Origin of the sequence: Aliikangiella sp. G2MR2-5 (assembly GCF_015687155.1) — a bacterium.
Classification (GTDB): domain Bacteria; phylum Pseudomonadota; class Gammaproteobacteria; order Enterobacterales; family Kangiellaceae; genus Aliikangiella.
Genome location: NZ_JADPQF010000004.1, coordinates 502,155 through 516,885, shown reverse-complemented (window position 1 = coordinate 516,885; position 14,731 = coordinate 502,155). Strand labels below are relative to the sequence as shown.

Here is a 14,731-nt window from a genome sequence, read left to right as displayed (position 1 = left end):
TTTTTTATCGATAGAGATTAGTGTGCTTGAGACGAAATCCATCGTTCCAACATTGACTTCATTTGTTCGAGCTGAACCGGCTTGTTTAAAATATCGTTCATACCCGCCTTTTCGCATTCACCATTAATCCCGCAAACCACATTGGCGGTTAGGGCAATAATCGGCACTTGCTGATTGGGCCCTTGCTCGACACGAATTTTTCTTGTGGCCTCAAACCCATCCATCACCGGCATCTGACAATCCATAAGAATCAGTGCATAGGTATTTTCGCTGGCCAGAGAGACCGCGGTTTGTCCATTCTCGGCAATATCGACCTGATAACCAAGTTTCTTAAGAAATAAAGTGGCAACCCGTTGGTTAGCAAAGTCGTCTTCTGCGACCAGGATCTTTTCAGACGATACTACTTCAGACATTGATAATCCTATAATGCTAATAAAAAACTATCGACCCTCGCCTTCTTCTGGCATCTAAACGCTTCCCTACTAGGTCAACCTCGCTAAAAGAATACCACAAAAAATGCTCGCGCCGACCCAATTATTATTCAGAAATGCTTTAAAACAATCTTCTCGTTTGCGCTTTCTACATGAATAGAGTTGCCAGACAATTAACCCCGCAGCCAGGGCAAGACCTAAATAATACCAATAGTTAAGTTCAAACCGTGCACCGACCAATAACATACCAAACAGAAAAAATCCCTGGATGGTGGCAATAATCTGCAAATCAGCCTCTCCAAAAAGAATCGCGGTTGATTTGATACCGACTTTTAAGTCATCTTTTTTATCAACCATTCCATAAAGCGTGTCATATGCCAGCACCCATAATAAGTTAGCAACATAAAGTAGCCACCCAGCCATAGGAACCTGATTTTGACTGGCAGCAAACGCCATAGGAATTGCCATCGAAAACGCAGCGCCCAGAACAACCTGAGGAAAATAGGTTACGCGTTTCATAAAAGGGTAGATGGTAGCAATCGCAATCGCGATTACAGATAGAGCAATTGAGAAGGTATTCAAAAAGAGAACTAAGCCAAATGCGGTCAGGGAAAGCCCCAGAAACAACATCAAAGCTTCTTTTTCAGTGACTCGTCCATTAGCCAGAGGACGCTCTTTAGTGCGCTCTACTTTTCCATCAAAATGGCGATCGGCAAAGTCGTTGATTACACAACCGGCAGAGCGAGTCAAAAATACTCCAAGGGTAAATATCACTAACAAACTAACCGGAGGAAAACTTTCATTGGCAAGCCAAAGTGCCCACAGTGTTGGCCAGAGTAGTAATAATGTCCCTATCGGACGATCGACACGCATCAACAGTCCATACTGTCGAAGACGTTCCTGCCAATAAGGTGAAGGAAGTAGTTTTTTACGCAACTCCCACGTCTCCTTGGTCATTTCAAGGAGCGTTCCCCAAAAGGTAATGTTTGATTTGCGCTTATTAGAGTGCATCGAAAACTCATTTTTTGATTGCCAACCAGACCAGCTTGTAATCGATTCTTAATTGAACCTATTCAAACATCATATATTGGGCAGTCAGGTAAAAATACTTCAGTAACTAATAATGGGCCACTTGCAAACTCGAAAATTGATTGGCGCTGCCATAGCGGGTGATGCAGTTCAATCCTCAATCGTTCAATTTGAACCGGTAAATTCTCGGTTAACTCGACATTCAAACTCGTACGGGATGCCCCTTGGCGCCCAAACAGAATCTTACCAATTGGAGTGTTTTTGAGTCCAATAATTCGCCTCGCGGAACCTCTCAGTGTAGAGTTCGGAACGACGGTTCGGGCGAACAACCAGTTGTTTTCACCTTTTCCCATTTTGATCTCTCTAACAAGTGCCATTTCACGTTCAGGAATACCTAAAATTTCACGCTCTTGCTTTGAGACAAACTCTCTTCCCTGGCTAAGTCGCGTAAGCCTGGGTTTTACCCCCATGACTTGTTGAAATCGCCCAGTTAAACTCCCACGATCGGAAAGTAATGCAAATATCTCTGGCTTCAAAAGTTACTAAACCTTAATTAAACTGCGCGAATTATATCAAAAGCCAGGAATTTGCTCACCCCATTTAGGCTCTCATCATTTTCCCAATTTCAAAATCTTTGCACAATTTTGATAAGATTTCTAAAAACCTGTATGAAATTACGCAAACGTCGGCTATTTTTCCTGCCTGGCTTGCAGTTTCTGAAAAAAATCTATATAAAGTCGCCTAACTCAATTCCGTGTTTAGTGAGATATTAATGAAAAAGTGGGAATGTATTGTCTGCGGCTGGATTTACGATGAAGAGAAGGGCTGGCCTGAAGATGGTATCGCCCCCGGAACTCGTTGGGAAGACGTCCCCGGCGACTGGCTATGTCCCGATTGCGGAGTTGGCAAAGAAGATTTTGAAATGGTCGAAATCTAGGTCGACCATACTATTTTTTGATACAAACAGTCCCAGGCATTATTTGATAATTTTCTATCGCATTCGCAGTTTAAAACTATGCCAGCACTTGCATAGCCCCTATTCCAACCTGGCAACGAGTTTGAAGTAAGTAGGTAGTAGCAACAAAGCTAAAAACACGGCAAAGGAAAAATTTCAGACTATACTTACAGCTAAAGACCTCGAAAATTTAAGAAAATCAAAGGGTTTGCTTCTCTGATGGATATGCTGAAACAACTTCTTATTTCGTCTTATGTCAAACTTGCCTTACTAATATTTCTGCTCACGCTAGCGGCTTCTTTTCCCCTGGTCTGTGCTGCTGAAGAAGCAGCACAGACAGAAGAAAACAGTGAGGAAGAGGGTAAACCTCAACTTCCACTACAGTACTATCTGGTAACGCCCAACGTCATGACCTTCTATCAAAACAGTGGCCGCCGCCTTGGTTATATTGTAGTTCAGGTGCAAATAGTGGTCAGAGGCGATGAAAAATATGAGCTACTGGCTACTCACCTACCATTGATTCAGGATGCCCTTACCGATTTCTTTAATCGACAAACGAAAGAAATAGTGACTGACCTTAACCAACGAGAAAATTTACGTATCCAGGCGAAAGATCGAGTCGCTTCGATTCTCGAAGCAGAACTGGGCGAACCAATCGTTGAAGACTTGCTGTTTACCCAGTATGTTTACCAATAAGACTGCACCAGATGCTTTAATTAAATCCAGGTGCAGTCCTTGGTTACCATTCAAGTATAACCTTACCTGATTTGCCTGATCGCATGATATCGAAACCCTGCTGGAAATCATCCACTTTAAATTTGTGAGTAATGATTGGAGAAATATCGAGGCCAGACTGCAATAGTGAAACCATTTTATACCATGTTTCAAACATTTCCCGGCCATAAATCCCTTTGATTACCAGGCCTTTAAAAATCACCTGATTCCAATCCACGGCCATATCAGAAGGAGGAATACCCAACATTGCGATCTTGCCACCATTGTTCATCGTTTTTAGCATTGACTGAACAGCAGAAGGCACGCCCGACATTTCCAGGCCAACATCGAATCCTTCGGTCATACCCAACTCCTTCATAACCTCTTCCAGTGATTCATTGGCAACGTTAACCGTCCGGGTAGCTCCCAACTTTGTCGCAAGCTCAAGGCGGTATTCATTAACGTCGGTGATGACCACATGGCGCGCACCAACATGGCGACAAACAGCTGCCGCCATAATACCGATTGGCCCGGCCCCGGTAATCAATACATCTTCACCAACCAGATCAAAAGAAAGTGCGGTATGTACAGCATTACCGAAAGGATCAAATATCGACGCAAGATCATCACTGATATCATCAGGCAGTTTAAATGCATTGACCGCTGGAATTACCAGATATTCCGCAAAGGCCCCTGCACGATTAACTCCGACACCATAGGTATTGCGACATAAATGGCGACGACCGGCACGGCAATTCCGGCAATGGCCACAGGTAATATGGCCTTCGCCTGAAACACGATCACCGATTTCAAATCCCTGTACTTCCTGACCGACGGCCTCAATGACGCCAACAAATTCATGGCCAACGGTCATTGGTACCGGAATAGTATTTTGTGACCATTCATCCCAATTATAAATATGAACATCAGTACCGCAGATTGCAGTCTTCTTTATTTTGATTAATACGTCATTGTGGCCAACTTCCGGAATGTCTGCCTGTTCCATCCAGATACCTTCTTTAGGATGGGATTTTGCCAAGGTCTTCATTGATTTAGCCTCATCAAATTAATTTATTATTGTATTTTTCGAACATAATTACAGTCTAGCTGATGACACCCAGCTTTTTGCCAACTTTTTCAAACGCTGCCACGGCTTTATCTATATGCGAAAAGTCATGTGCTGCAGACATCTGCGTTCTAATCCTCGCCTGTCCTTGCGGAACAACAGGGAAAGAAAAACCGATCACATAAATGCCTTCTTTTAGCATTTCATCTGCAAACTTTTTAGCTAAAGCTGCATCACCTAGCATTACCGGAATAATCGGATGTTCACCAGGTAACAAATCAAAGCCCAGTGCGCTCATTTTCTCTCTAAAATAAGAGGCATTGCTGCGCAGCTTTTCTCTAAGTTCGCCACCACTTTCCAGCAGGTCAAGGACTTTGATTGAAGCTGAAGCGATAACCGGTGCTAAAGTGTTTGAAAACAGATAAGGGCGAGATCTTTGACGAAGCCACTCAATGATTTCTTTTTTTCCAGAAGTGTAGCCACCAGATGCACCACCCAGAGCCTTTCCTAAAGTCCCGGTAATGATATCGACGCGCTCCATTACATCGCAGTGCTCATGTGTACCACGCCCTTTATCACCGACAAAGCCCACAGCATGCGAATCATCCACCATCACCATCGCATCATACTTGTCAGCAAGATCACATATGGCTTTTAAATTGGCGATATAACCATCCATTGAAAAGACACCGTCGGTAGCAATTAATTTATAACGAGCTCCGGCTTCATTGGCTGCAATTAACTGCTTTTCAAGATCCACCATGTCGTTGTTGGCATAACGAAATCTCTTTGCTTTGGACAAACGAACTCCATCAATGATAGATGCATGGTTTAGAGCATCCGAAATAATGGCATCATCTGCGGTTAGAATCGTCTCGAAAAGTCCTCCATTCGCATCGAAACAGGAAGAGTAGAGAATGGTATCTTCCATTCCCAAGAACTGGCTGATACGAGACTCGAGCTCTTTGTGCACAGCTTGAGTTCCGCAAATGAAACGAACAGAAGCAAGGCCGTATCCCCAATGCTCCAAACCTTTCTGCCCAGCTTGAATTAGCTCAGGATGATTGGCTAAGCCCAGGTAGTTGTTTGCACAAAAATTAATAACATTTTCACCGCTGGTGACATGGATATCAGCTTGCTGCTGTGAATCGATGACTCGCTCGTCTTTGTATAACCCGACTTGGTGAAGTTCATCAATTTGTGCCTGTAAATTCTCTAGAAATGATTTGCTCATGGAAGGCTTCCTGGTTAAAAGGGTGACTATCTTTTTAATTAGGGGCAATTCTACCGAAAAATAGCCAATAACCAAACTATTCAAGCTTTGGTTCAACCAGGAGCCTTACAATAAGAGTGTGTGAACACTGGAATATAAAGGTTAGGCTCTATAAACGCTATGATATTGACACGTTATCAATAATCAACAATATCTCTACCAAAAGGAGTGAATGCCAGCTTCATAAGTTTGAAATGTTGAAGACCAAATGGTATTCCGATAATGGTTACGCAGAGAGCAATTCCCCAGAAAAGATGGCTAAATACGACCCAGATCCCTCCAAATATCAACCAGATGATATTTAGCAATATATTGATACCGCCCGTTGGTGCAGACTGACGATAACGACTGGTGACCTCTGAACCAAATGGAAACAAAGCCAGAATAGCCAGTTTAAAGCACTGTATTCCCCAGGGTATTCCAATAATAGTTAAGCAAAGCGCAAGTCCGCCGGCGATGTATCCCATAAAAACAAAAAAACCACCAAAAATAATCCAAAGAATATTGAGTAGTATCGACATGTAATATTTCCCAAAAGAGCAAAGCAAACTCTTTTAGTCTATACAAAAAGCGAGCCAATTAATATCTTCCTATAACTCAAAGAGTTACCTTAAAAACAGCTCAATTACTTTTTTTAAATAATTAACAATTGAGCAAATAAATTAATAATTACGCTTTCTGACTAAGCCATTATATAGAGATCGACTTTGGTGCCGCGTACTAACTGACTTTGCGGATCGACTTTGGTGCCGCGTGCTAACCGGCTTTGCGGATCGACTTTGGTGCCGCGTGCTAACCTGTTTTGCGGATCGACTTTGGTGCCGCGTGCTAATCGGCTTTGCGGATCGACTTTGGTGCCGCGTGCTAACCGGCTTTGCGGGTCGACTTTGGTGCCGCGTGCTAACCGGCTTTGCGGATCGACTTTGGTGCCGCGTGCTAACCGGCTTTGCGGATCGACTTTGATGCCGCGTGCTAACCGGCTTTGCGGATCGACTTTGGTGCCGCGTGCTAACCGGCTTTGTGGATCGACTTTAGTGCCGCGTGCTAACTGACTTTGTGGATCAACTTTAGTGCCGCGTGCCAACTGACTTTGCGGATCGACTCTAGTGCCGCGTGCTAACCGGCTTTGCGGATCGACTTTAGTGCCGCGTGCCAACTGACTTTGCGGATCGACTTTAGTGCCGCGTGCTAACCGGCTTTGCGGATCGACTTTAGTCCCCCTGCTAAGCATATGACTAACAAATAATTCCTTATTACTGGCGAGTTCCTTCTCTAGGCTATGACTTCGTGCATCTACCGCAGCGTCGGATTGAAAACTGGCGCAAACAAGCACAACTAGTCCAGAGAGAGCTTTTTTCATGACAAATTCCTCAAATAGTGGAGTACAAAAAATAACGAATAATTGAACGTGATTAAATATTAGATTTTGCGTTATAAAAAACCATTGATCTTGATCGCGTGCGAGAAAAGATTCACAAGAATCAATAAGTTATATCTCTTATAGAGATTAGAGAGTTAGTTTAATTGAGATGGTATAGCTTTATGTTTAGCCTAACCCAAAATTGTGACATTAGATGACAACTTGGACAGATATTCTTTCTTTTGCCATTGTTTTTTAAGTAGCTCGGATACTTGCTGCTTAGGCACCGGACGACTGAAATAAAATCCCTGAACAATATAGGCTCGATTAAGCCACAAGTGTTGGCATTGCTGCTTACTCTCAACCCCTTCAATAACCACCTGCATCTCCATGGTTTTTGCAATGTCGATAATCGCCTTAACCACTTTGGCATCCTGCTGATTGGTATCAATATTATCAATAAAACTCTTATCAACTTTTAAGGTATCAAATGGCAATTTTTTAAGTTGAGCCAATGAAGAATAGCCTGTACCAAAATCATCAAGCGCCAATGAAAGTCCTAGTGACTTCAAAGCATCCATCTGTTCTCGGGTCTCTTCAATATCCTGCATACAGGCGCTTTCTGTAATTTCTAATTCGATAAACTCAGAAGACAAAGATTCGTTAACCAGTAACGCCCCGATACTATCAACTAAATTCTTGTTCCAGAACTGTACTGCAGATAAATTAACTGACGTTCTTCCCTGTAACTCATCATTATCAACCCACTTTTTGGTATCTTTTATTGCTTTGGTTAATATTAGATTTCCTAGAGGTAAAATAAGTCCGGTTTCTTCAGCTAAAGGAATAAACTCTGCGGGAGAAATGAACCCCAGGTTTTTATCCGTCCATCGGGCGAGAGCTTCAAGTCCACAGACTTTGCCGGTAGAGAGATCAATTTTTGGTTGATAATGTACTTCAATGGTCTGTTCTTCTATCGCTTTTCTTAATGCATTTTCCAGCTCAAGACGCTTGCGCGCTCTTTCGTTAAATTCAACTGAGAAAAATCGATATGAATTCTCTATCGACTTCTTCGCTTCGTACATAGCCGTATCAGCGTTGCGCATCAATCTCTCAGCGACTATAGCATCATCCGGACCAAGAGTGACACCGATAGAAAAGTTTAGCTTTAGTTGTTGCCCCTTAATAAATATGGGTTGATTTAATTCTTTCAGTAAAAGCTCAGAAAAAGCTGCTACAGCAGAAGATGAACGAATGTTCTCCATCACGATTACAAATTCATCACCGCCTATTCTTGCAACTGTATCACCTTCTTTGTTACAGTTTACTAAGCGCGACGCAACTTGCCTGATCAAAATATCGCCCACGCTATGACCTAAAGAATCGTTGATTCGCTTGAAGTTATCGACATCAATCATAAATAAAGCGAACCGACTTTTATCTCGACGAGTTTTTTCGATTGTTTGATTTAGTCGATCATACAAACAAGAACGATTCGGTAGCCCTGTAAGCGAATCATAGTTGGCTAGACGACGAAACTCTTCTTCTGTTCGTTTGTGGAAAGTAATATCGGAAAAAACGCCAACATAATACTGAATATCCTGGTTAACGTCTTTTAATGTATCGATACTAAGCTTCTGCGGAAACGGTTCACTATTTTTTCTTTCCGCCCAGACTTCCCCTTGCCAGCTCCCTTTATCGTCAATACTCATTCGAATTCTTTGCAACAAGTTTTCAGGCTGTTCTTGATAGTCAGGAAACCAAAGTACTTCTCCATATTTCTCGGATAGCGAAAATCCGCTAATCCTCTCAAAAGCCGGATTACATTGAATCAGTCGCCACTCACTATCTCGAATCCAAACACCATCAGAAGTCGAGTTAAAAGCTTTACCAAACATTTCAAATTGGGCATCGCGCTGACGCAAATCGGTTATGTCTCTTTGAGTTCCTGCCATTCGCATCGCACTACCATCGGGATTAAATGAAACCACTTTTCCTCGATCCTCAATCCAGCGCCAACCGCGAAAAGCATCAACCACTCGGTAACAGATATCAAAGAACTTAGTATTTCCAGCAATATGATTGGTCAATTTCTCCCGAACCATATCCAGATCGCTTGGATGTATGTAACTTGCCAATTCAAGCAGATTGCGTGACAGCCGATGACAATCGATATGAACTCTTTTATATTCGTTTGATCGCGAAACTTTACCTGTGTTCAGGTCCCAGTCCCAGAACTCATAACCACTGCCCCACAAACTAAGCTTCAATCGCTCTTCACTCTCCTGAAGCTTCTGGCGCGACAGTTTTTCCTGATACCTCCTCCGATAAATCATTCCGACGATAAACATCAATATCACCAGAGCAGTAATCACATAACTAACTTTGGCCTTGGTTGTAAACCACCACGGAGGATTAACACGAATTTGTAGCTCTTTAATATCGGCAGACCAGCTCCCACTTTGCGTTCCCACCTGAAGCTGAAATTGATAATCTCCTGCAGGAACATTGGTATAGATAGCTTTTCTTTCGTTGCTTTGTGCCAGCACCCATTTATCACTTAATCCAACAAGACGGTAACGAAACTGCAATTGTCGAGCATCAAAAAATTGCGGGCTGGTATAGCCAATGCTAAAAGGCAACTGCCAATGTTCAAGGGTTACTTTTTTGGTCAACATCAATGACTGGCTCAGCAGACTATTCGGGCCAATTGCAATTTTTTGATTGGCTACGGAAAACTCTGTGAGCAGAGGAGCTAGCATTACAACAGGCTCTTTCTTTACCGTTGGGAAAAAGCGATTAAAACCACTTACTCCTCCAAAATAGAGATACCCATTGCTGCTTTTTATTCCCGGCAGATTAAATTCATCGCCCTGCAAGCCATCAAGTACGGTAAAAGATTCTAGCTCCAGATTTTCAGCGTTAATTGCCGTAACTCCCTGGTTGGTTGATGCCCAGATTTTTTTGGTATTGCGATCAGCCAGTAAAACATAAACACTGTTGTTAGGTAATCCTTCTGACTCACCCAGTGAAATTGGCTTGGTATCATTTTGATAGATTTTAATTCCACTCGATTGAGTTGCCACCCACAAACGTCCCTGCCAGTCCATCGCCATATTGGTAACCTGAATATCTTCAGAACCGACTACCGACTTCAACTTTTGAAGACTGGCTCCGTTTGTTTGCGGCTGGTCATTTAACTGCAAATATTGAATTGGCTCCTGATGACCTGCAAATATCAACAGATTATTATTTGAAATTAACAAAGCTTTAGGTGAAGGCGAGGAAATAAATAACCCCTTAATAGCTTTAAGTGTTCCACCCTGCATCAAGCGATAAGCCTGTACACCTTTTTCATCAACACCTACCCAAACCCTTTGTTCTCCATCAAGAAGCAAGAACATGATATCTTGCTCCGCCATCAATAATGGATCTGCATCATCCGTGACACGAGAAAACTGTCCGTCAGTCAAGCCGTACCGATAGAGTCCATCTTCTGTACCAACCAGGAGAGTTTCTTCGGAAATTTGCAGCAAGTGACGGATGGCTGAATGGTAGTCTCTGCCTTCAAGTGTTAAAGGAAAATGCTTAAACCTTTTGCTTGAAGGATCGAATAATGCGAGCTGGCCACTTTCACTCCCAACCCATATTTTACCGTTGCTATTTTCACTTAGCGCGTAAGTGACCGGGTCGATCAAGCCTTGTTGCGAATCTCGATGGATTCCGAATGATTCAAATTGGTGACTGCTTGGATAATAGCGACTAATCCCGCCTCCATAAGTACCAATCCATATTGTTTGATCTCGGCTTTGGAAAATTTGTTGAATAGCATTGTTAAGTAGAGACCACTGATAACGATTATCTGCAATTATAGTTCTTTCAACTTCACTAGCTTGATCGACAACCAGAATCCCCATACTGGTTCCAAACCATAAAAGGCTGTCTGCATCCTGAAAAATGGTAGAGACATATTGGCTAGGTAGATTTATCTGATAGCGCGAAAGTTTACGCTCGTCGCGTTTGAGTAAGAAAACCCCTTCGCCCCAGGTTGCTACGAGAATTCTTCCAAATGAGTCCTGATAAAGATCCACGACATAATTAGCACCCTCAGAAATAGACGCTTCATCTGGTAACAAAGAAACCGGAAGAAAACTTTCTCGACTTCTATCCAGTAAAAAGACTCCTCCTCCCAAAGTCCCCACCCAAAGTTGTTTTTGCTCGTCTTCAAGTAGGGCCCTGACCTTGTGGTCAAATCCGGAGTAACTGAATATTTTGTTGGTGCTCAAATCAAGCGCATTTAATCCTGCCGCGGTGCCAACCCAGATAATGCCATCAGAAGTTTGGTATATGGTGCGGATAACGTCTGAATCGAATCGAGTCCCCGGCGCCTTTCCTGTTCCCACTCTTCGAAAGTCATCACTTTCTCGTTGATAAATGTTTACGCCGCTCTCGGTTCCGACCCATAGAGTGCCTGTTTTATCGATGTAAAGACTCCTAACCAGGTTGCTGGAAAGTGAGTTGGGTTTTTCTTTATTGTGACGATAGGTGATTAATTCCGCCCCATCATATCTTTGCAACCCATCTTCAGTTGCCAGCCAGATAAAGCCATAAGAGTCCTGAACGGTGTCGAAAACAACGCTGGAAGCCAGTCCATCTTTCTTAGTCAAAGAGTGGAATTGATAAAGAGACTCTGCTCTTAGGTAAACGGGGCTCGACAGCACAGCAAGCACAATGAGCATTAGCCCAATGAGATTGTGCTTGAAGTATTGATGCTCGGTCGAAGTTAAACCCATCAGAAAGGAGCAGGAAGAAATTAAGTTATCAGTTAGATTAAATATAACCGACCTTCTCTTTTAAGTCAGTCATTTACGACAATTATCTCAAATTTATATTAAGTTCAGCACGATTAGTGTTATATAAATACTATCGATTTCATAGTTCCATTGAATTAGACTAAATTAAATTGTTTGGTATTCTTTGCAACAACAACGCAATCACATTTAACGCGCATACTGTTAGAGGAAGTTTACGAATGAAAAAATTTACCATTTTCGGCCGCCCCGGTTGTGGTTACTGCCTTCGAGCTAAACAGCTTTGCGAGATCAAGTCTTTCGATTATCGATATGTCGATATCTGGGAAGAAGGTATCAGCAAAGAAGATTTGGCCAAGACTATTGGCAAGCCTGTTCATACCGTCCCACAGGTTTTTCACGGTGAGACCCATATAGGAGGCTTTGACGACCTGGAAGCTTATGTTTCAGCTATGGCATAGTAGGTGAGCAATAATTCTATCCATTTACCGAAAATATAATTAGCCTTCCCCAGATTAAATTTTTAGCGCCTTCGAAACTGTGATGCCGGGCACTGATTAGCCTGGCATTAACAGCACTTTTTTTGCATAATAGACCCTTTTCTGTCTCGTCAAAAGAAATCAAATTAACTTTTAAGTTTAAGTTTTTGATATTTAAGGTATTTAATTAATGAAAGCCATCGTTGAGGGCTGGCTCGAACAAGCCATAGCCGAACTCAAATCTCAAGAGGTCGTACCCGAGTCATTTTCAGCTAAAGCTCAGGTTACTCATACTAAAGACAAGTCCCATGGTGATTTCGCTTCAAACGCAGCACTAATGATGGCTAAACAAGCAGGCAAAGCACCGCGAGAAATAGCACAGTTAATCATTGACCTGATTGGTAGCAGACCGGAGATTGCCAAGCTCGAAATTGCCGGTCCTGGATTTATCAATTTTTTTCTTAGTCAGGCAGCAGCTACCCAGGTTGTTAAAGAGGTACTCGAACAAAAAGGCTTGTTCGGTCACAATAATTCAGGTGAAGGCAAAAAAGTCCAGGTTGAGTTTGTATCGGCAAACCCAACAGGTCCGCTACATATCGGACATGGTCGAAATGCCGCTTTAGGCGATTGTATTTGCCGTCTGCTGGAAGCAACTGGCTGGGATGTAACGCGAGAATTCTACTACAATGACGCCGGCGCCCAGATCGATAACCTCGCCATATCAGTTCAGGCTCGTTGCAAAGGTCTTGGACCTGATAGTGAGTCCTGGCCAGAAGACGGCTATCGCGGGGATTATATTATTGATGTAGCAAACGATTACATGAATGGCGAAAAGGTTGATGCTGAAGACAAACATGTAATAGGTAAAGGCGATCCGGAAGACCTTCAGGCTATTCGAGAATTTGCCGTTGCTTATCTTCGTAGAGAACAAGATCTGGACCTTAAGGCTTTTGCAGTTAAGTTTGATGTCTTTTTCCTCGAGTCATCCTTATACGAAAACAAGGCCGTGGATGATGCAGTCACCAGAATGATAGAAAATGGCCATACCTATGAAAAAGAAGGTGCTCTTTGGCTGAGAACAACCGAATTCGGTGATGACAAAGATCGGGTAATGCGTAAAACGGATGGCGGTTACACCTACTTTGTGCCTGATGTTGCCTATCACTTGAATAAATGGAATCGAGGCTTCGAAAAAGTCATTAACGTACAGGGAGCCGATCATCACAGTACGGTGACCCGTGTGCGAGCGGGACTACAGGCACTTGATGCCGGAATCAGTCAAGGCTTTCCAGATTACTCTTTGTATCAGATGGTTACCGTAATGCGCGGTAATGAAGAAGTAAAAATATCAAAACGAGCAGGAAGCTATGTAACTTTGCGCGATATTATTGAAGAAGTCGGTGGTGATGCAACTCGCTACTTCCTTGCAGCACGACGTGGTGCTTCGCAAATGACATTTGATCTTGAATTAGCTGCGTCGCAAACTACCGAAAATCCCGTATTCTATATTCAGTATGCGCACGCTCGGATTTGCTCAACTTTCCGCAAGCTAAAAGAATTGTCTCGCAGCCACAATAGCGACAACGGACTGGCAAACCTTTCATTACTCAAGCTAGACCATGAAATGGCATTGCTTGATCGAATGACTCAGTTTCCCGAACTGGTCAAGGTTGCTGCCAACAATCTGGAGCCGCACGTAATAGCTCACTACTTGCGCGATTTGGCTGCTGATTTACATGGCTATTATCAGATTGGTAGCGATGATGCGAGCGCGCGCTGGATTGTTGATAATGTTGATCTAAGTGACGCCAGACTCTGCCTGATTGATGCAGTTAGGCAGGTTCTTGCAAACGGGCTAACACTACTGGCTGTCAGTGCTCCGGAACAGATGTAATTAACCGGTGGCGTTGATATCACCATAGCAAATCTATTCAGGCTACTTGGTAAGGTTGTACAAGCAAATATGGCAAAAGATTACGCCAAAAAAAGAAAACCCAAAAAACGTGGTGCCAGCAGAAAGGCAGGAAACAGCGGCATACCCGCTGGTGTTTGGCTGTTGGCTATCATTTTTGTTGGCGGCTTGATCGGCGGACTGACCTATCTCAAATTAATGCCTCCACAAAAACAGTCAACAAAGTCCTCGAGTACGAGCACCAATAAAAAAAGCAACATAAGTCAGCCGCGCAAGGAAGTTGCTCAAGATAGTTCACCCGACAGCCCAGAAATTGATGATGACTTTCCGATCTATAACGTCCACGAAGATCTAGTCAATCGAAAGGTTGAAATCCCGGAAGAAGACCTAAAACCTTCAGAAGATATCAACAAATACATTTACCTGATGCCATGTGGTTCATTCCGCGAAAGAGAACGGGCAGAAGAACTAAAGGCCACTATCGCAATGACGGGAAATTCATCCGATATTAATAAAGTGAAATATAAAGGCGAGGACTGGTACCGGGTGGAGCTGGGTCCATTTAACCGTAAAAGACAAGCGGAAAAAGTAAGACACCGCCTGCAAGATAATAATGTCCATGATTGCCGAATAATACCTCGCCTCAGATCAGGCAACTAAACCGATATAGAGAGGAATAATTCTATGGAATTTTTCCTCTT

Annotated in this window: 13 protein-coding genes; 5 read left to right on the top strand and 8 right to left on the bottom strand. The window is 43.0% G+C overall.

The features are described from left to right. Positions 1 to 17: 17 nt before the first annotated feature. From IYN84_RS15335 to IYN84_RS15325, 3 genes are all read right to left on the bottom strand, one after another. Positions 18 to 413, bottom strand: coding sequence for a response regulator (locus IYN84_RS15335; RefSeq protein ID WP_196140115.1), 396 nt, complete (start codon positions 411 to 413; stop codon positions 18 to 20). Between the two features lie 69 nt (positions 414 to 482). Then, positions 483 to 1,388 (bottom strand): 4-hydroxybenzoate octaprenyltransferase, encoded by a 906-nt coding sequence (gene ubiA, locus IYN84_RS15330; RefSeq protein WP_196140114.1) that lies wholly within the window; start codon positions 1,386 to 1,388, stop codon positions 483 to 485. 116 nt (positions 1,389 to 1,504) lie between these two features. Further along, complete coding sequence (locus IYN84_RS15325) at positions 1,505 to 1,996, bottom strand: chorismate lyase (protein ID WP_196140113.1); 492 nt, start codon at positions 1,994 to 1,996, stop codon at positions 1,505 to 1,507. Positions 1,997 to 2,232: 236 nt separating this feature from the next. On the opposite strand from IYN84_RS15325, the gene IYN84_RS15320 reads away from it, so the two are divergent. Beyond that, positions 2,233 to 2,397: a rubredoxin gene (locus IYN84_RS15320; RefSeq protein WP_196140112.1), complete on the top strand. Its 165-nt coding sequence runs from the start codon at positions 2,233 to 2,235 to the stop codon at positions 2,395 to 2,397. A gap of 237 nt (positions 2,398 to 2,634) precedes the next feature. Then, on the top strand, positions 2,635 to 3,111 hold the full coding sequence (locus IYN84_RS15315; protein ID WP_196140111.1) for a flagellar basal body-associated FliL family protein: 477 nt from the start codon (positions 2,635 to 2,637) through the stop codon (positions 3,109 to 3,111). 43 nt (positions 3,112 to 3,154) lie between these two features. Here IYN84_RS15315 and tdh read toward each other — a convergent pair whose 3' ends face one another. The 5 genes from tdh to IYN84_RS15290 all read right to left on the bottom strand — a co-directional run bounded on the left by tdh (position 3,155) and on the right by IYN84_RS15290 (position 11,621). Then, positions 3,155 to 4,177, bottom strand: coding sequence for an L-threonine 3-dehydrogenase (gene tdh, locus IYN84_RS15310; protein ID WP_196140110.1), 1,023 nt, complete (start codon positions 4,175 to 4,177; stop codon positions 3,155 to 3,157). 55 nt (positions 4,178 to 4,232) lie between these two features. Further along, positions 4,233 to 5,429, bottom strand: coding sequence for a glycine C-acetyltransferase (locus tag IYN84_RS15305; RefSeq protein ID WP_196140109.1), 1,197 nt, complete (start codon positions 5,427 to 5,429; stop codon positions 4,233 to 4,235). Positions 5,430 to 5,605: 176 nt separating this feature from the next. Then, positions 5,606 to 5,989 (bottom strand): YccF domain-containing protein, encoded by a 384-nt coding sequence (locus IYN84_RS15300; protein WP_196140108.1) that lies wholly within the window; start codon positions 5,987 to 5,989, stop codon positions 5,606 to 5,608. 161 nt (positions 5,990 to 6,150) lie between these two features. Beyond that, positions 6,151 to 6,828 carry a hypothetical protein gene (locus IYN84_RS15295; RefSeq protein ID WP_196140107.1) on the bottom strand — a complete coding sequence of 226 codons (678 nt, stop codon included), beginning with the start codon at positions 6,826 to 6,828 and terminating at the stop codon, positions 6,151 to 6,153. A gap of 191 nt (positions 6,829 to 7,019) precedes the next feature. Further along, positions 7,020 to 11,621 carry an EAL domain-containing protein gene (locus tag IYN84_RS15290; RefSeq protein WP_196140106.1) on the bottom strand — a complete coding sequence of 1,534 codons (4,602 nt, stop codon included), beginning with the start codon at positions 11,619 to 11,621 and terminating at the stop codon, positions 7,020 to 7,022. Positions 11,622 to 11,860: 239 nt separating this feature from the next. Between IYN84_RS15290 and IYN84_RS15285 the strand changes: the two genes are divergently transcribed. The 3 genes from IYN84_RS15285 to IYN84_RS15275 all read left to right on the top strand — a co-directional run bounded on the left by IYN84_RS15285 (position 11,861) and on the right by IYN84_RS15275 (position 14,690). Continuing rightward, on the top strand, positions 11,861 to 12,100 hold the full coding sequence (locus IYN84_RS15285) for a GrxA family glutaredoxin (RefSeq protein ID WP_196140105.1): 240 nt from the start codon (positions 11,861 to 11,863) through the stop codon (positions 12,098 to 12,100). 208 nt (positions 12,101 to 12,308) lie between these two features. Next, complete coding sequence (argS, locus tag IYN84_RS15280; RefSeq protein ID WP_196140104.1) at positions 12,309 to 14,012, top strand: arginine--tRNA ligase; 1,704 nt, start codon at positions 12,309 to 12,311, stop codon at positions 14,010 to 14,012. Between the two features lie 69 nt (positions 14,013 to 14,081). Next, positions 14,082 to 14,690 carry an SPOR domain-containing protein gene (locus tag IYN84_RS15275; RefSeq protein WP_196140103.1) on the top strand — a complete coding sequence of 203 codons (609 nt, stop codon included), beginning with the start codon at positions 14,082 to 14,084 and terminating at the stop codon, positions 14,688 to 14,690. Positions 14,691 to 14,731: the final 41 nt, after the last annotated feature.

Bases quoted from the DNA above. Each gene is read 5' to 3' on its own strand.
- IYN84_RS15335 (WP_196140115.1), bottom strand. From the start codon at position 413: ATGTCTGAAGTAGTATCGTCTGAAAAGATCCTGGTCGCAGAAGACGAC.
- ubiA (WP_196140114.1), bottom strand. From the start codon at position 1,388: ATGACCAAGGAGACGTGGGAGTTGCGTAAAAAACTACTTCCTTCACCT.
- IYN84_RS15320 (WP_196140112.1), top strand. From the start codon at position 2,233: ATGAAAAAGTGGGAATGTATTGTCTGCGGCTGGATTTACGATGAAGAG.
- IYN84_RS15315 (WP_196140111.1), top strand. From the start codon at position 2,635: ATGGATATGCTGAAACAACTTCTTATTTCGTCTTATGTCAAACTTGCC.
- tdh (WP_196140110.1), bottom strand. From the start codon at position 4,177: ATGAAGACCTTGGCAAAATCCCATCCTAAAGAAGGTATCTGGATGGAA.
- IYN84_RS15305 (WP_196140109.1), bottom strand. From the start codon at position 5,429: ATGAGCAAATCATTTCTAGAGAATTTACAGGCACAAATTGATGAACTT.
- IYN84_RS15300 (WP_196140108.1), bottom strand. From the start codon at position 5,989: ATGTCGATACTACTCAATATTCTTTGGATTATTTTTGGTGGTTTTTTT.
- IYN84_RS15295 (WP_196140107.1), bottom strand. From the start codon at position 6,828: ATGAAAAAAGCTCTCTCTGGACTAGTTGTGCTTGTTTGCGCCAGTTTT.
- IYN84_RS15290 (WP_196140106.1), bottom strand. From the start codon at position 11,621: ATGGGTTTAACTTCGACCGAGCATCAATACTTCAAGCACAATCTCATT.
- IYN84_RS15285 (WP_196140105.1), top strand. From the start codon at position 11,861: ATGAAAAAATTTACCATTTTCGGCCGCCCCGGTTGTGGTTACTGCCTT.
- argS (WP_196140104.1), top strand. From the start codon at position 12,309: ATGAAAGCCATCGTTGAGGGCTGGCTCGAACAAGCCATAGCCGAACTC.
- IYN84_RS15275 (WP_196140103.1), top strand. From the start codon at position 14,082: ATGGCAAAAGATTACGCCAAAAAAAGAAAACCCAAAAAACGTGGTGCC.